General features: G+C 72.8%; 13 protein-coding genes and 1 pseudogene. 7 read left to right on the top strand and 7 right to left on the bottom strand.

The window, feature by feature from the left end; translation table 11 throughout:
- Nucleotides 1-61 precede the first annotated feature (61 nt).
- Nucleotides 62-2,155, top strand: a complete 2,094-nt coding sequence (locus tag RLT58_RS01370) for an MMPL family transporter (RefSeq protein WP_311308493.1) — start codon at nucleotides 62-64, stop codon at nucleotides 2,153-2,155.
- A gap of 64 nt (nucleotides 2,156-2,219) precedes the next feature.
- Here RLT58_RS01370 and RLT58_RS01365 read toward each other — a convergent pair whose 3' ends face one another.
- Both RLT58_RS01365 and tatA read right to left on the bottom strand, forming a co-directional pair.
- A complete protein-coding gene (locus tag RLT58_RS01365) occupies nucleotides 2,220-2,795 on the bottom strand; it encodes a TerD family protein (protein WP_311308492.1) in 576 nt (191 codons plus the stop codon).
- Nucleotides 2,796-2,962: 167 nt separating this feature from the next.
- A complete protein-coding gene (gene tatA / locus RLT58_RS01360; protein WP_311308491.1) occupies nucleotides 2,963-3,127 on the bottom strand; it encodes a Sec-independent protein translocase subunit TatA in 165 nt (54 codons plus the stop codon).
- A gap of 254 nt (nucleotides 3,128-3,381) precedes the next feature.
- Here tatA and RLT58_RS01355 point away from each other — a divergent pair, with 254 nt between their 5' ends.
- On the top strand, nucleotides 3,382-4,797 hold the full coding sequence (locus tag RLT58_RS01355) for an LCP family protein (RefSeq protein ID WP_311308490.1): 1,416 nt from the start codon (nucleotides 3,382-3,384) through the stop codon (nucleotides 4,795-4,797).
- Nucleotides 4,798-4,934: 137 nt separating this feature from the next.
- On the opposite strand, the pseudogene RLT58_RS01350 reads toward RLT58_RS01355, so the two are convergent.
- The 3 genes and pseudogenes from RLT58_RS01350 to RLT58_RS01340 form a co-directional block, all read right to left on the bottom strand.
- Nucleotides 4,935-5,204, bottom strand: a pseudogene (locus tag RLT58_RS01350) (GNAT family N-acetyltransferase); the annotation flags it as partial.
- A gap of 203 nt (nucleotides 5,205-5,407) precedes the next feature.
- On the bottom strand, nucleotides 5,408-8,116 hold the full coding sequence (gene mgtA, locus RLT58_RS01345) for a magnesium-translocating P-type ATPase (RefSeq protein ID WP_399130702.1): 2,709 nt from the start codon (nucleotides 8,114-8,116) through the stop codon (nucleotides 5,408-5,410).
- Nucleotides 8,109-8,474 (bottom strand): ArsR/SmtB family transcription factor, encoded by a 366-nt coding sequence (locus RLT58_RS01340; RefSeq protein ID WP_311308488.1) that lies wholly within the window; start codon nucleotides 8,472-8,474, stop codon nucleotides 8,109-8,111. The genes mgtA and RLT58_RS01340 overlap by 8 nt, the downstream gene beginning before the upstream one ends.
- Nucleotides 8,475-8,709: 235 nt before the next feature.
- Here RLT58_RS01340 and RLT58_RS01335 point away from each other — a divergent pair, with 235 nt between their 5' ends.
- From RLT58_RS01335 to RLT58_RS01320, 4 genes are all read left to right on the top strand, one after another.
- Nucleotides 8,710-9,123: a roadblock/LC7 domain-containing protein gene (locus RLT58_RS01335; protein ID WP_311308486.1), complete on the top strand. Its 414-nt coding sequence runs from the start codon at nucleotides 8,710-8,712 to the stop codon at nucleotides 9,121-9,123.
- A gap of 114 nt (nucleotides 9,124-9,237) precedes the next feature.
- Nucleotides 9,238-10,386, top strand: coding sequence for a DUF6397 family protein (locus RLT58_RS01330; RefSeq protein WP_311308485.1), 1,149 nt, complete (start codon nucleotides 9,238-9,240; stop codon nucleotides 10,384-10,386).
- Between the two features lie 39 nt (nucleotides 10,387-10,425).
- Entirely contained in the window at nucleotides 10,426-10,914 is a 489-nt protein-coding gene (locus RLT58_RS01325) for a GNAT family N-acetyltransferase (RefSeq protein WP_311308484.1), read from the top strand.
- A 255-nt stretch (nucleotides 10,915-11,169) separates the two neighbouring features.
- The gene (locus RLT58_RS01320) at nucleotides 11,170-11,793 is read left to right on the top strand and encodes an LAETG motif-containing sortase-dependent surface protein (RefSeq protein ID WP_311308483.1); all 624 of its coding nucleotides are present in this window, start codon (nucleotides 11,170-11,172) and stop codon (nucleotides 11,791-11,793) included.
- Nucleotides 11,794-11,875: 82 nt separating this feature from the next.
- Here RLT58_RS01320 and RLT58_RS01315 read toward each other — a convergent pair whose 3' ends face one another.
- Entirely contained in the window at nucleotides 11,876-14,038 is a 2,163-nt protein-coding gene (locus RLT58_RS01315; RefSeq protein WP_311308482.1) for a SpoIIE family protein phosphatase, read from the bottom strand.
- Between the two features lie 209 nt (nucleotides 14,039-14,247).
- Here RLT58_RS01315 and RLT58_RS01310 point away from each other — a divergent pair, with 209 nt between their 5' ends.
- Entirely contained in the window at nucleotides 14,248-15,321 is a 1,074-nt protein-coding gene (locus tag RLT58_RS01310; RefSeq protein WP_311308481.1) for an enoyl-CoA hydratase/isomerase family protein, read from the top strand.
- A 15-nt stretch (nucleotides 15,322-15,336) separates the two neighbouring features.
- Here RLT58_RS01310 and RLT58_RS01305 read toward each other — a convergent pair whose 3' ends face one another.
- Entirely contained in the window at nucleotides 15,337-16,803 is a 1,467-nt protein-coding gene (locus RLT58_RS01305) for an L-fucose/L-arabinose isomerase family protein (protein WP_311308480.1), read from the bottom strand.
- Nucleotides 16,804-16,814 lie beyond the last annotated feature (11 nt).

The raw sequence follows: 16,814 nt of genomic DNA, 5'->3' as shown, positions 1-16,814 counted from the left end.
TGATCATTGAGATAGTTAATGATCGAGGGAAATCTGTTGTGCGTCGACCTCTGGGGTAGCAATGAAGGCCGCACCTCGGCACCGCATCGTCCGATGGCTGGTGCCCGTAGCCCTGCTCGTCGTCTGGCTCGGCATCGGCGGGACGCTGGGCCCGTACGCCGGAAAGCTCGGGGAGGTGGCGACGAACGACCGGGGCGCGTTCCTGCCGCGCAGCGCCGAGTCGACCAGGGTGGCCGACGCGCAGAAGGCGTTCCAGCGGTCGGGGACCGTCCCCGCGATCGTCGTGTGGACGGCCGGACGGGACGGACTTCCGGACGGCGGCGGGGCGGTGGCCACCCGGGCGCTCGCCTCCCTGGCGGGAGAACCCGGCGTGGCCGGCGCTCCGTCCCCCGCGCTGGCGTCCGACGACGGCAAGGCCCTCTCCGGCGTCGTGCCCCTGCGCTCCGATCTCGGGGACGCGCTCCCGGACACGCTCGACCGGGTCCGCGCCGCCGCGCGGTCGGTGCCCGGTACGACGGCCGAGATCGCCGGGCCCGCGGCGACGCAGGCCGATCTGAAGGACGCGTTCGCGGGGATCGACGGCCTGCTGCTGGGCGTGGCGCTGGCGGCGGTGCTGCTGATCCTCCTGCTGGTCTACCGGAGTCTGCTGCTGCCGTTCCTGATCATCATCGGCGCGGTCCTCGCCCTGGGCCTCGCCTGCGCCGTCGTGTACGTCCTGGCGGACCGCGGAGTCGTCCGTGTGGACGGCCAGATCCAGGGCATCCTGTCCATCCTCGTGATCGGGGCGGCCACCGACTACGCGCTGCTCCTCACCGCGCGCTTCCGGGAGGAACTGCCCCGCCACGACGAGCGGTCCGCCGCCGCCCTCGCCGCACTCCGCCGGTCCTTCGGGGCGATCACGGCGAGTGCGGCCACCGTGGCACTCGGCCTTCTCGCCCTGCTGTTCAGCGACCTGACGAACAACCGGGCCCTCGGGCCCGTGGGCGCCATCGGCATCGTCTGCGCGGTGCTGAGCACGCTCACGTTCCTGCCGGCGGTCCTGGTCCTGTGCGGCCGGGCCGCGTACTGGCCGGCCCGGCCGCGCCCGATGGCGGACGGGGCGGGCGGCCACGGCGTCTGGCGCCGGATCGCGGCGCGGGTCGACCGCTCCCCGCGCAGGGTGTGGCTCTCCACCGCCCTGGTCCTCGTCGTCTGCGCGGCGTTCGCCCCCACGCTGAAGTCGCAGGGCGTCCCGCTCGACGAGATCTTCGTGAACGACGCCCCGTCGGTCTCGGCGCAGACCACCCTCGGCCGGCACTTCCCCGGCGGCTCGGGCAACCCCGCCGTCGTGGTCGCCGCGGCGGGCCGGGCCGAGGAGGTGACCGCCGCGGCCGAGAAGACGCACGGCGTGGCCTCGGCCGCGCCCGTCACGGCGTCAGGGCGTCCGGGCGGGGGCGCGCCCCTCGTGGTGGACGGCCGGGTCCGCATCGACGTGACGCTCCGGGACGCCGTCGACAGCGACGCCGCCAAGGCCACCGTCCGGCGCCTGCGCACCTCGGTGCACGGGGTCGCGGGGGCGGACGCGCTCGTCGGCGGCTACACCGCCCAGCAGTACGACACGCAGAGGACGGCCGAGCGCGACCGGGGCGTCATCGTGCCCGTGGTGCTCGTGATCATTCTGCTGATCCTGATGGGGCTGCTGAGATCCGTCCTGGTCCCGGTCCTGCTGGTGGCCACCGTGGGCCTCAACTTCCTGGCGACCCTGGGGGTTTCGTCGCTGGTCTTCCGGCACGCCTTCGGATTCAGTGCCACCGACGCGTCCGTTCCGCTGTACGGATTCGTCTTCCTGGTGGCCCTCGGCGTCGACTACAACATCTTCCTGATGTCACGGGTCCGGGAGGAGGCGCTCGCCCACGGGGCGCGGCAGGGTGTGCTGCGGGGCCTGGTCAGCACGGGCGGGGTCATCACATCGGCGGGTGTGGTGCTGGCCGCCACCTTCGCCGCGCTGACCGTCATCCCGCTTGCGTTCCTCGCCCAGATCGCGTTCATCGTGGCCTTCGGGGTGCTGCTGGACACGCTGGTGGTGCGGTCGCTGCTGGTGCCGGCCCTGGTCGTGGACATCGGCCCCCGGGCCTGGTGGCCGAGTGCCGTCAGCCGTACGCCGGCCGGGAAATGACGGAGCCCCGGCCCCGCCGCCGGTGATCCGGGGCGGGGCCGGGGCCCCTTCGCGTACGTACGCGTCAGACGTTGACGCCGTAGTCGGACGCGATGCCCGCCAGGCCGGAGGCGTACCCCTGGCCGACCGCGCGGAACTTCCACTCCGCACCGTGCCGGTACAGCTCGCCGAACACCATCGCCGTCTCCGTCGAGGCGTCCTCGCTGAGGTCGTAGCGGGCGAGCTCCACGCCGTTGGCCTGGTTCACCACGCGGATGAACGCGTTGCGCACCTGGCCGAAGCTCTGGCCGCGGCTCTGGGCGTCATGGATGGAGACCGGGAAGACTATCTTCGCGACGTCCGCCGGGACGGCCGAGAGGTCGACGTTGATGGACTCGTCGTCGCCCTCGCCCTCACCCGTGAGGTTGTCACCGGTGTGCTGGACCGAGCCGTCAGGGCTGTTGAGGTTGTTGTAGAAGACGAAGTGCAGGTCGGAGAGGACCTTGCCGGTCTCCGAGCACAGCAGCGCACTGGCGTCGAGGTCGTGGTCGGCGCCGGTGGTCGTCCGTACGTCCCAGCCCAGGCCGACCGTCACCGCGGTCAGGCCGGGCGCCTCCTTCGACAAGGAGACGTTGCCGCCCTTGGCCAGGGTCACACCCATGAACTTCCTCCAAATAATCCGGTGGTGCGCCGGCCGGTGTGGTGCCGCCCGGCGCTCGTACGGCCGTCACGGAAAGAAACGACGGCTGTTCCCCTATGGTTCCCTGATTGCGCAATCCATGAAATGGCGGACGGGTGCGAGCGCAGAGGAGAGCGCGGGCGCGCGGCTCACTGCGGTGCGTCCTCCTTCATGGCCTTGGCCTCACTCTTCAGGATCCGCATGGATTTGCCCAGGGCGCGGGCGGTGTCCGGTAGTTTCTTCGAGCCGAAGAGAACCAGCACCACGATCGCCACGATCAGCAGGTGCCAGGGTTCGAGGCCGTTGCGCAGCATGAGCCGACGCCCTTTCCGCAGATGTCTTCCGGTCAATGTTTCCAGCAGCCGTGTGCGGACAGGGGATCGGACCGACGATGGACGCGAACCGGTGATCCACCCGGACACCGACACTTGCTACATTGCGCAACTGTACAACCATGGGGGCGGGCGGTGGCAACCCTCCGTGGCAGCCGGACGAACGGGGTGGCATGGCAGGCAGTCGCAAGGGGACAGCGGCCGGAGGGCGGGGAGGCCGGCTGCGAAGGACGGCGATGTTCGGGCTGTCCTTCCTCGTGCTGCTCGTCGCCGGCGTCGGCTGGGGCTACCTCAAGCTGACCGGCAGCATCGACACCTTCAGCGCCGACGGGATCTCCGGCGACCGGCCGCCCGGCACGGCCGGCGGACAGAACGTCCTGGTCATCGGGTCGGACACCCGCGCGGGAGACAACAGCGGCCTCGGTGGCAGCACGGGCGCGGTCGGCCGCTCCGACACCGTGTTCCTGCTCCATGTCTATGCCGACCGCAAGCACGCCGTCGCCGTGTCCGTGCCCCGTGACGCGATGGTCGACATCCCGGCCTGCAAGAAGCCCGGCGGTGCCTGGACGGCGCCCCGGCCCCACAGCCAGTTCAACGGGGCGTTCTCGGTGGGGGAGACCGCCGAGGGCAATCCCGCCTGCACCCAGAACACGGTGGAACATCTCACCGGGCTGCGCGTCGACCACACGGTCGTGATCGACTTCGCCGGCTTCTCCGCCCTGACCAAGGCCGTCGGCGGCGTGCCCGTCTGCCTTCCGCAGGACATCCACGAGCGCGACCTGAACCCCAAGCGCCCCACCCAGGGCTCCCTGGTCTTCGCCAAGGGGCCGCAGACCGTCTCCGGACAGCGCGCCCTCGACTACGTACGCCTGCGGCACGGCATCGGCGACGGCTCCGACATAGGGCGGATCAAGCGGCAGCAGGCCTTCGTCGCCTCCCTGATCAAGAAGGTCAAGTCCCGCGGCCTCAACCCCACCACCCTGCTCCCGCTGGCCGACGCCGCCACCGACGCGATGACCGTCGACCCGGGGCTCGGATCGGCCGACAAACTCCTCTCCTTCGTGATGTCGATGAAGAACATCGACTTGCACAACACCAAGTTCGTCACGGTGCCCTGGCGCTACGAGGGCGCGCGCGTCGCCGTCGTGGAGCCGGACGCCGACGCGCTGTGGGCGGCGCTCAAGGCCGACCGCACCCTCGACGGCCGCGCCACGGCGGGCAAGGCGCGCGACGATCGCGGCTCACCCGAGAAGTCCTCGCCGGCCGCCCCTGTCTCCGGCAAGGGCATCGATGTCGCCGTCTACAACGGCACCACCGTGAACGGGCTGGCGGCCCGAGCGGCGGAACTCCTGCGCACCCACGGCTTCACCGTCACCGGCACGGCCACCGCGAACGCCCAGGACCAGGCCGCCACCGTCGTCGAGTACGGCCCCGGACAGCGGGCGGCGGCCGAGACCACCGCCCGGCTGTTCGGGGGCGCGCGGGTGACGGAGTCGGCCGGCCCCGGAATCCAGGTGATCGTGGGCCGGGACTACGCGGCCGACCCGTCGCCCGCTCCCGCCGCCTCGGCGGCACCCGCCGTCCCGTCCGCCGTCACCGATGAGGCACGCTCGGCCGACGACGACCCGTGCAGCGACCTCTCGTACGGCTGAACCGCCACGGCCTCCGCCCCGCTGCCGTACCCCCGCGACCTTCCGGCCGCCGCCGAACCGCCGGGCCCGGCTCGGACCGGCCCGGGGGCCGTCCGCAGTTGCAGCGCCGGGTGCAGGGGCGCCTCGAAGCCCAGTGACTCGTACAGACCGGCTCCGTCCCCGGTGGCGTTGAGGCCGATCACCGTGACCCGCGTCTCCCGACGGAACCAGTCGAGCAGCGCGGCCACGCAGGCCCGCGCGTGGCCGCGCCTGCGCCGCAGCGGATCGGTGCTCACATTGGGGACATGGCCGTGCAGTCCGCTGGGGTTGGCCGGGCTCGGCGCGTGCGCGTCGCACGCGCCCACCGCGCACGCCACCACACCCAGCTCCGGATCGTCGACGACGAACGCGGCGAACGCGTCGGCCATCGGCATCCGGTCGGCGAACCAGCGCGCCGCGTCGGCCCGCCAGGGAGCGTGCTCGTCCCCGGTGTCCGTCCCCATGGCGTCCAGCATCAGCGCCCGCAGGCGCACCAGCGCCCCGATGTCATCGGCGGTGGCACGCCGCACCCGTACCGAGGGCCGTCCGGCGGTCGCCGTGTCCGTGTCGCACCGGCCGGTACTCGCCGCGGTCATGAGGTCCCCCGGATCCGTTCGTAGCGGTTGCGGGCCGCTCCCAGAGCACAGGCGTACAGCGCGAGAACTCCGGCGAGCAACAGGTAATAGAGCGGCGGCAGCGCGCTCATGCCCAGCAGCGGGCCCAGCCCGGTCAGCGGCAGCAGGATGCCGACGGCCGCGAGACCGGCCGCCGCCGCCCGCAGCGGCCCGCCCCCGCCGCCCCAGGCACTGCGCCTGCCGGTGCGCAGAAGCAGCATCACCAGGGCCTGGGTGAGGAGGTTCTCGGTGAACCAGCCGGAGTGGAAGGCAGCCTGGCCGTCCGCCGGCGAGCCGTGCAGTGCGAGGGCGAGCACGGCGAAGGTCGCCAGGTCCGCCGCGGCGTTCAGCAGACCGAAGCCCGTGATGAACCGGAGGAAGTCCCTGGGGCGCAGCACGGTCGGCCCCCGCAGCACCGAGGACGAGGGCCGGTCGAAGGCGAAGGCGAGCTGCGCCGCGTCGAAGCACAGGTTCTGCACCAGGACCTGCGCCGGGAGCATCGGCAGGAACGGCAGCAGCAGACCCGCCCCGAGCATCGCGATGACATTGCCGAGGTTCGACGACAGCGTGATGCGCAGATAGGCGGCGATGGTGCCGCTGCTGCGCCGTCCCGCCGTGATCGCGTGGTCGATGGCCCCGAGATCCTTCTCCGCGAGGACCACGTCGGCCGTCTCCCGTACGACATCGACGGCGTTGCGGGGGCAGATGCCCACATCGGCGGCGCGCAGCGCGGGCAGGTCGTTGACCCCGTCGCCGAGGAAGCCGGTGGTGTGGCCCGAGCCGCGCAGCGCGGCGACGATCCGGGCCTTGTGCGCGGGGGTGCAGCGGGCGAAGACGGCCGTCCGCCCGGCCGCGCCGGCCAGTTCACCGTCGGACAGTGCGTCGATCTCCTCCGCGCACAGCACATCGCCCGCCGGGAGCCCGAGATCCCGGCAGGCGCGGGCGGCGGTGCCCGGGTGGTCGCCGGTGAGCACCTTCACCGTGACGCCCCGGCGGTGCAGCACCGCCAGCGCGTCCGAGGCGCTCGGGGTCAGGGCGTCGTGCAGGGAGACGAAGCCGAGGAAGGAGAGCCCCCGTTCGTCGGCCGGGGTGTACGGGCCGAGCCGTGCGGCCCGCTCGGTACGGGCGACGGCCAGCAGCCGCGAACCGTCGGCCGTCTTCCGGTCCGCCAGGGCGGTCAGCCGCTCCCGCTCCGCCGGGTCCAGGTCGCACCGCTCCAGGACGGCTTCCACCGCCCCCTTCGTCACCAGGACATGGGCGCCGAGCCGGCCGGGCCGCCGGACCACCGCCGTGGAGAGCCGGCGTACCGGGTCGAACGGCAGCGCCGCCACCGCGTCGTACGCCTCGACCGGAAGGCACGGCGGGGCACCCTGCGCACTCCGCTTCTCCCAGGCGTCCAGAACGGCCTCGTCCAGGACGTCCGGCGCGGGCAGGTCCGCCAGCTGGAGCGTCCAGAGCGCGTTGACGGCCGCCCAGTGGAGCACCTGCGGATCGGCCTCGCCCGCCCGGCCGAGCGATCCGTCGACGAGCGGCCGGTCCTGGGTGAGGGTGCCGGTCTTGTCCAGACACAGCACATCGATCGCGCCCAGATCGTGCAGGGCGGGCAGCTGTCTGACGATCACCCCGCTGTCGCGCGCGAGCAGCGAGGCACCCCGGGCGAGCGCCGTCGTCACGATGACCGGCAGCATCTCGGGCGTCAGCCCCACCGCGACGGCGACCGCGAACGGCAGCGTCTCCAGCCCCCGCCCGCGCAGCGCGGCGTTCGCCATCAGCACCAGCGGCGGGGTGAGCAGCATGAACCGGATCAGCGTCCAGGAGATCCCCTGCACCGACCGGTCGAACGCGCTCGCGCCACGACGGCGTGCCGAGCGGTCGTACGCGGCCGCGAACCGGGTGTCCGCACCGGTCGCCACCACCACGGCCGTCCCGCTGCCGGTCGCCACGCTGCTGCCCTGGAAACACGACTGCGGCCGGGCGAGGACGCCCGCTCCCGCGCCGGCCGCGTCCCGCACCGCCGGCCCGGCCCGGTCCGTCGCGTCCAGCGGATGCTTCGCGACCGGCGCGGACTCCCCGGTGAGGGCGGACTGATGCACGGTGAGGCCGCTCGCCCGCAGGAGCTGTACATCGGCGGGTACGAGGTCCCCCGGGCCGAGCAGGATCACATCGCCCGGCACGAGCTCCCCGACCGGCACCTCGCGGGCCTGCGGCACCGCGTCCGGCGAACTTCGGCGCAGCACCGTCGCGGTCGTCGCCACCAGCTCGCGCAGCGCCGCGGTGGCCCGGTCGGCCCGGTGCTCCTCCGCCGACCGCAGCACACAGCTCACCACCGCGAGCACCAGCGTCACCGCGGCCGTGCCCCAGGCGTTCACCGCGGCCGAGACCAGGCCCAGGCACAGCAGCACGGAGGTGAAGGGGTCGCGCAGGGTCCGTACGAAGCGCACGGGCCAGGACAGCGGGCGCCGCGCTGGCAGGACGTTCTCACCGAACCGTGTCAGCCGTTCCTGCGCCTGCTGCTCCGGCAGACCCTTCGGGCCGCTGTCCAGCGACCGCAGCACCTGGAGCGAGGTCATCGCGGTGACGGGCGCCGGGTCGGGACCGGGGGAGCGGGTGGCGCCGGGCAGCGGAACGACGACGGCCGCGTGCTCGCCGACCGGTCCGGACCCCGCCGCGGCAGCGCTCTCAGGCACCGAGTTCACGTATACGCGCGGGCTGCGCGGGCGGGTGCCCGGCCCGCGCCGCGAGCTGGTCCACCATCAGGCGGACCACCGTCACCACATCGGGATCGTCGACCAGGTAGACCTGACGCCGGCCCTCGCGCCGGGAGCGGACGAGCCCGGCCAGCTTCAGCTTGGTGAGGTGCTGGCTCACGGAGGGCAGCGTGCCGCCCACCCGCTCGGCGAGCCCGGTCACATCGCTCTCGCCCTGGGCCAGCGCCCACACGATGTGCAGCCGGGCGGGCGTCGCCAGCAGACCGAAGGCGGCAGCCGCCTCGGCCAGCACCTCTGCGGGCGGATCCTGGAAACCGCCGCCGGCACCTGTCGACACTCTCGTACTCCCGTCCGCCTGGGCTGACTCCTCGCACCCGAGGTGAACCAGTGTAGGCGCCACGAACGGCGCCTCCGGAGCCGCGCGCGGCAGGACGGCCGGCCCGGGGGCCCTGGCCGTCATGTCCTGATAACGCCCCGGTGATGTGCAGAAGGGTGCTTGCCCCGGAGTGACCCGTGCGCAAGGCTTGCGCTCAAGTGGGGCACGGGGAACGCATGAACGGGGAGGAAACAGAATGGCGCTTGACCGGGGACTCGACTGGCTGCTCGACGATCTCACCAGCCGGGTGGAGCACATACGGCACGCACTGGTGCTGTCCAACGACGGCCTGGTGACCGGTGCGAGCGCCGGACTGGCCCGCGAGGACGCGGAGCATCTGGCCGCCGTCTCGTCCGGGCTGCACAGCCTCGCCCGGGGATCGGGACGCCACTTCCGGGCCGGAAAGGCACGGCAGACCATGGTGGAGTTCGACGAGGCGCTGCTCTTCGTGACGGCTGCGGGGGACGGCAGCTGCCTGTGCGTGCTCAGTGAGGCGGAGGCCGACGTGGGGCAGGTGGCGTACGAGATGACGCTGCTGGTCAACCGGGTCGGGGAGCACCTCAAGGTGGCCGCACGGAAGGACGGGGACCCGGGGATCAACCGGCTCTGACCGGCCCCGGCGCCCGGCACCGGAGTTGTCCACAGGCTCGGCGGAAGTTGACTTCCCCGTATTACCGTGATCACGGAGAGTATTCGGATCGCACGGGGGAGCAGCGTCATGCCGATGACGGAGACAACGGAAGCAGTGGGCGGCGACGGCGGCCGGACGGTTGCCGCGAGCCGGGCGGCGGTGGAGCTGGAGCTGAAACGGGGTGAGTTCGACCTGGCGGTCCAGCTGGGCGCGGTCAGGACGCGTGCCCGGCGGGACGGCGGCCGGCCGGAGGTCGGCCGCGAGGAGATCGAGCGCCTGCGGTCGCAGGAGGGTTTCCCCGGCACGCTCCAGGCGCGGGTGCGCACGGTGGGCACGGCGGAGGGGGCCGCCCTGCTCGGGATCAGCACAGTCCGTTTCACCCGGCTTGCCCGCGCCGGATGCGTCACACCCGTCGCCTTCTGCCTCAACCGCTACCGGGCCGTGGTGTGGCTCTATCTCGCCCAGGAGGTGGGCGCGCTGGCCTCCCGTTCGCCCGAGCTGCTGGTGGGCAACAGCCCGCCCTGGATGCGCGAGCGGCTGGCCGCCGGAGCGGACTGCCGGCCGCGCAACTGGCGCTCGCGCAGAGTCGAGCGGCTGCTGGAGCTGACCGAGGACCCCTGGGCGCGCGCGGCGGTGGTCGCGCAGACACTGGACCCCGTCCAGCTGGCGGAAGTGGTGGACGACCCCTACGAGCGGGCCTACTTCAACCGGGTCCGGCCCGAACCGCTCCTCGGCGGGCGGGGTTCGATCGCCGGCCGGGAGGCGAGGGAGCGGCTGATGCTCGCCGACGAACCGGACGAGATCCTCTGGCGCCGGATCAGCCTCGTCATGGAGCTGGACAACGCCCGCGAACTGCGCCCGGCTCCGCGCCCGGGGGACACGCGGCGGCCCGGACCGGAGGGAGAGGGCGAGGGGCAGGGGGTGCCGGCGGAGCCTGCGGACTCGGTCGAGCGGGCTGAGCCGGTCGGCCCGGGCGCCCCGGCCGAGGCGGGCGAACCGGTGGGAACGGGCGGGCCGCCGGGACCGGTTGGGGCGGCCCGGCCAGCCGGGCTGCTGGCGAGGCTCCGGCTGCGGGGCGTGCGCGGTGGCCGGCGGCCCCGGGCGGCTGCGGTGCCCGGCGCCCCCGGGCCCGCCGGCCGTCGGACACGTCCCAGCGGCCACCGGACACGGCCCGCCGGGAGCCGGACCCTCCTCCGGTCGTGGGGGAGCACGGGACGTGGGGCGGCCGGGGACAGGAGCTAAGCGCTCGCCAAAATCCTGCTGACCAGGCATTCTTTGCGCATGTTGATCAGAGAAGCCACCGCCGAGGACTGGCCTGCCATCTGGCCGTTCTTCCACGAAATCGTCGCCGCGGGCGAGACGTTCACCTTCCCGCTCGACCTGGGAGAGGCCGACGGGCAGGACTGGTGGCTGGTGAAGCCGCCGAGCCGTGCGGTGGTCGCGGTCGCCGACGACGGGACCGTCCTGGGCACGGCGAAGATGAACAGGAACCACATGGGCAACGGTTCGCACATCGCCAGCGCCAGCTACATGGTCGATCCCCGGCATTCCGGGAAGGGTGTGGGGCGGGCCCTGTGCCAGTACAGCCTGGACTGGGCCCGCGAGTCGGGGTACCGGGCGATGCAGTTCAACGCGGTCGTGGAGACCAACGTCGCGGCGGTCGGCCTCTACCGGTCGCTCGGCTTCGAGATCCTGGGGACCCTGCCGGAGGGGTTCGACCACCCGGCGAAGGGCTTCGTCGGGCTGCACATCATGCACCGCGCGCTCTGACGGCTCCCGCTGCGGCCGGTGCGACGGGGTGCCGCCGGGTGCGGCCGGTACGGTCCGGCGCCGGACGCTCACTTCACGCCACCGTGCGGCGGCGGCTGTCCGGGCACCGGTGTCCGGCATGTACCAACCGACGACGATGTGGGCTCAGTTGTGACATCGAATCGCGTGTGGGGCGGGTGCACACAGGGGGGACGGGGGCAGTACTGTGCGCTCCACCGCCATTCAGGCGATGAAACATCTGCGGAGGAAGAATCCATGACCATACCCAGGAGATCGTGGCGCGCTGCGGGAACGCTCGCCGCCGCTGCGGTTGTCGGTCTGTCCGGCGCGGTCCTCTCCGCCGGCCCGGCCGCAGCTCACACCCCCACCTGGGACGTGACCTGTACCGAAGTGAGCCTGCACCTGACCGCGTACAACGACAAGGTCACCAACCAGGTGACCGTCACCGTGGACGGTAAGGACCTGCTGCCGACGGAGACCTTCGGCCGGGGGCTCGACAAGAAGATCGCGCTGCCGGAGCACGACAAGCCGCTGACGGTGCATCTGGTCGTCAAGGCCGGCGACGGTGACCAGTACTCGAAGGACGACACGAAGACGGCGCCGGTCTGCGAGGGCACGCCCACGCCGACGCCCACGCCGTCCGAGACCAAGCCTTCGGAGACGCCCACCACGTCGACGCCGACCCCGACCGACACGCCGAGCGAGTCCGCTTCGCCGTCTGCGCCCGCCGCAGTCACGCCGAGCCCCAGCTCGCCGGATCTGGCCGAGACCGGTTCGTCGTCCGCCACCCCGATCATCGGTGGTGCGGCTGTCGCCGTGCTGCTGGCCGGCGGCGGCATCATGTGGTCCGTGCGCAAGCGCCGTACCGCGCAGCACTGACGTAGTCCGGCGCTCCGGGTGCCCTGAGGCGCCCGGGAGTCCGGCCGAGGGGCGTGCCGCCCCGCACGGGGCGGCACGCCCCTCACCGCTGTCCGCCGCCGGGTTTCTCGGCCACCGGGGGCACCGCGTCCCTGTGCACGGGGGGCGACGCCGGCGGTGCGGCGGGCCCGATCTCGCACCAGACCGCCTTGCCCTCGCCCCGGGGCTCGATGCCCCAGCGCGTGGCGACGGCGTCCAGCAGCAGCAGACCGCGGCCCGAGGTGGCGGTCTCGCCCGGTGTCCGGCGCCGGGGCCAGGCGCTGGAGCGGTCCTGCACCGACAGCCGGACCCTCCGCACCGGTTCGGGCAGCACCTCCAGCGTGAGCACCGCCCCGCCCTCCGTGTGCAGCAGGACGTTGACCAGCAGCTCCCCGGTCACCAGCTCCGCGTCGTCGGCGAGTTCGGCCATCTCCCAGTCCGTCAGGGCCTGGCGCACGATCGTCCGCGCGTCGGACAGCCCCTCCGGGTCGGCCTGGTGGATGTACTGATGGAGCCTGGGCGCCCGGGGCGAACCGGGGTCCGGGCTGCGCCGCAGCACCAGCAGCGCGACATCGTCACCGGAGCCCCAGCGCTCCCACAGCCGGTCCGACAAATGGTCGGCCAGCGCCTCGGCGCCGGCCGGCCCCGCGCTGACCTCGGTGATCAGGGTGCGTACGCCCGCGTCGATGTCGGCGCCCGGCTCCTCCACCAGCCCGTCGGTGTACAGGACCAGGGTCTCGCCCGGCACCAGGTCGAGCCGGGTCTCCGGGAACTCCTCGTCGCCGAGTTCGGTCGCGATGCCCAGCGGCATGCCGCCGCGCACCTGCGGGGTGCCCACCCGGCCGTCCATGTGCCGGATGAGCGGCCCGAAATGACCGGCCCGCACCACCCGCACCGTGCCGGTTCCCAGATCGACCTGGGCGTAGGCGCAGGTGGCGAACCGGTCCGTGTCCAACTCGGCGAGGAACCGGGAGGCCCTGGCCAGCACCGTCGAGGGTGGATGCCCCTCGGCGGCGTACGCCCGCAGCGCGATCCTGAGCTGGCCCATGATCGCGGCCGCGTGCGTGTCGTGGCCCTGCACGTCGCCGACCACGATGCCGAAGCGGTCCTTGGGCAGGGCGATCACGTCGTACCAGTCGCCGCCGACCTGCCGGCCGCTCCAGGCCGCGTGGTAGCGGACGGCGATCTCACCGCCCTCGATGTCGTGGATCCGCCGAGGCAGCATCGCGGACTGGAGCCCGGTGGCGAACTCGCGTTCCTCGTCGAACAGCTTGGCCCGCTGGAGGGACTGCGCCACGATGGCGGCGAGCCCCAGGCACAGGTTGCGCTCATCGGCGTTGAAGGCCGTGCGCTCGCGGTAGAAGAGGGCGAGCCCGCCGAGGGACCGTGCCTGGGCGACGAGCGGAAGATAGGCCGCCGCCTGGAACTTCAGCTGCCCCACGTACGGCTCCAGCACCGGATAGCGCCGGGTCAGCGCGCTGAGCGAGCTCACGAAGCGGGGCCGGCCGCTCAGCACCGTGTCGGCCAGCGGGAACGCCCGGTCGAGCCGGCCCGTCCCCAGCTCGTCGATGACCTCCAGGGATTCGCCGCTCAGCGCGATGACATTGAGGGCGGTGTTGTCCAGCAGCCCGAGCGCCAGCCCGTCCGCACCCAGCCTGGCCAGCCCGCCCGGCCCCGTCAGGGCGGCGGTCACATCGTCCACCGTCACGGCCCGCGACAGGGCACTCGTCGTACGTTCAACGATGTCGGTCTGCCGCTGGCGGCGTTTTTCCAGTTCCAGCACAAAGGCCGAATGGGTGACTTCCGCCGTCGCGTCCCGCACCAGACCGATGACCCGGTGCGCCCGGCCGTCGTCGCTGCGCAGGATGCGGGCCTGGATGTGCGTCCACTGGTCGCCCGCTTCCAGCGGTACCCGGAGGTGCACGCTGTAGGAGTTGCTCCCGCCCTTGATGGCCTCGTCGATCGCCGCGTCGAGACGGCTGCGCTCCGCCGGCTCCAGCAGGTCCGCGAGGGACTCCGGACGCGAGTCGAAGGTGGCCGGGTCCAGGCCGAGGACCAGCAGGCCCGCCTCGTCCACGTCCAGCGTCCGGGCGTCGAGATCCCACTCGAAACTGCCCGTGCGGTTCATGGCAAGCCGCTCCGCCGTCCCCGTCTCCGTGTTGCGCGTCTTCTCGGCGGGCGAGCGGGGCGGGACGGGAATGATCGGCGGCCTGTCGTGATCGGTCATTCCGGCTCCGAGGATCGTCCGGCGGGACTGCCGTACGGCGTGCCTCAATTGTCTGGCCGGTTCCGTACGGCTGCCACAGCGGCAATCGGCGGCGCGGGCGACCGCCCACCCCCTCCTGTCCCGCCCCGCGCGGGGCCGCGCACAATGGCAGCGGAAGATCGTCCGTGACCGGCGGACGGTACGGCACCGGTGCTGAGCGGAGCACACGCATGAACCACGACGATTCCGTCCTGCTGCACACCGAGGGACGTGTCCGCCACATCACGCTGAACCGGCCGCGCGCCCTGAACGCGCTGAACCACGCCATGGTGCTTGCCCTGGCGAGGGCGCTGGACGAGGCGGCCGGCGACGACACCGTCGCGGCGGTCGTGCTCACCGGGGCGGGGGAGCGGGGGCTGTGCGCGGGCGGCGACATCCGGGCCGTGCGCGACGACGCCCTGGCCGGTGGCCGGGCCTCCCTCGACTTCTGGCGCGACGAATACGTGCTCAATGCACGGATCGCCCGCTTCCCCAAGCCGTACGTGGCGGTCATGGACGGCATCGTGATGGGCGGCGGTGTCGGGGTCTCCGCCCACGGCTCCGTCCGGATCGTCACGGAGCGCTCGCGCATCGCCATGCCCGAGACCGGCATCGGATTCGTCCCCGACGTCGGCGGCACCCGCCTTCTCGGCGCGGCCCCCGGCGAACTCGGCACCCATCTGGCACTCACGGGGGAGGCGATCGGGGCGGCCGACGCACTCCTGTGCGGCCTCGCCGACCACTTCGTCCCCGCAGAGCGCCTGCCCGCCCTCCTCGCCGGTCTCGACACCTGCACCACGGCCGAGGCCGTCACGGCGGCCGTCGCGGAACACGCGGAAGCGGCCCCCGGCGGTCTGCTCGCCGCGCACCGCGACTGGATCGACGCCTGCTACCCGGCGGACACGGTCGAGGAGATCGTCGACCGCCTCGCCGACCACGGCGTGCCCGCGGCGAAGCAGACCGCGGCGACGATCCTGGCCAAGTCGCCCACTTCGCTCAAGGTGACCCTGGAGGCCGTCCGCAGGGCCCGCCGCCTCGGCTCCCTGGAAGCCGTGCTCGACCAGGAGTACCGCGTCTCGACCGTCGCGTTCGCCGGTCCCGACCTGGTGGAGGGCGTCCGCGCCCAGATCGTCGACAAGGACCGCGACCCCCGCTGGAACCCGGCGGACCTCGCCCATGTCACCGACGAGGACGTGGCCCGCCACTTCGCGCCGCTCGGCGAGCACGAGCTCGGACTCGGCCCGGCCGCCGGGACGGCCGGCTGAACCGGAGCCCCCGCCTCACAGCACGGTGGGCCCGGTCACCTCGCGGAAGACGACACCCAGCAGGTCCGCGACCGCCCGGAACTCCTTCGCCCGGTGCCCCGTGCACAGCGTCCAGTGGTGGCCGATGCCCGAGGCCGCCCAGGCGTCCGTCCACTCACCCGGGTCGAACCCGAAGTCGACCCGGGAGGTGGTGTTGCCGATCTCCAGCAGCGGACCGGGCACGACCCGGCCCTCCGACGCGATCAGCACGAACGAACCGTCGGCCTCCTGGCCCACCCCGAACGCCGTGACCGGCCCCGGCGTCACATCGAACTCGACGCTGACCCCCCAGCCGCGCTTCCCGTGGTAAACGCCCAGACCCCGCAGCAGCGGGTCCTTCGCGCTGATCGCCAGGTGGGCGGGCCCGTCATGGCCCATCTCCACCACGCCGTCCCGGAAGTTCAGCGCCTGCAACTCGGTGAACGAACCGCCCGCGCCCAGGGTGTCGGCGATCAGCATGGCGAGGCTCGTGCGCAGCTCGTACTCCCCGGCCATCGGGAACCCCCGCGCGGTGAGCAGCGACGCCCCCAGGATCATGCCGGCGCCCAGCCGCTCATGGATCTCACCCTCCAGACCCCGGTGGTAGTAGGCCAGGCTGTCGAGGGCGAAGTCCGCCACGAGCCGGTCCAGCCCGACCGAGACACGCGCCGCCCAGAGCAGATCGTCCTCGTCCACGGACCCGTCCAGCGTGAAGACCTCACGGGCCAGCGCGACCCGTCCGGCGGCCTCCGCGTCCGTGACGGCCGCCACCCGCACCCGTAGATCGTCGAATTCCAGCACCTCGACATGGCCGCCGAACTGGGCGGACACCAGCGTCATATCGGTCGAGACATCGAGCATGCCGGGATACAGGTGCCCCATCAGACCGTGCCGGCCGTGCCGCAGGGTCCCGCGCACCCCGGCCGCCGCGATCCACCGGCGGATCCTGGTCCAGGCGTTCTCGTCGTGCAGATGCCCCGACACGGAACGGAACGGGATGCCGCTGCGCCGAAAGACCTGCGCGACCTCGGGCAGCGGACACTGCCCGCAGTACGCCAGCCACTCACCGGTGCCGGTGTGCGCGTGGTCCATGGCCTCGGTCGGCTGGAGGTCGATCACCAGCACCGGGGTCTGCGTGCGCTGCGCGACCGGCAGCACCATCGAGGCGGTGAGATACGTCGTCAGAAAGGTGACCACCAGGTCGCAGTCGGCCCGGCGCAGCCGCTCGGCCGCCCCGGCGGCCTCCTGGGGATCGGAGACGAACCCGGCGTCGACGACCTCGCAGCCCATCTCCTCGAACCGCGCGCTCACGAACCGGGCCGACTCCCGCAGCCGGTCGAGCAGGCCGGGGAACTGCGGCCAGTACGCGCCGAGTCCGCCCGAGACGAGACCCACCCGGGTCCGCCGGCGCACGACACGGTCCAGGACACCGCCGGTCCCGGCGGCGGACACGTCGTCAGACATCAGGATCCCTC

The organism is Streptomyces sp. ITFR-16, assembly GCF_031844705.1.
Classification (GTDB): Bacteria; Actinomycetota; Actinomycetes; order Streptomycetales; family Streptomycetaceae; genus Streptomyces.
Note: the sequence above shows the minus strand (reverse complement) of the source record. Positions and strands in the feature narration are given on the sequence as shown.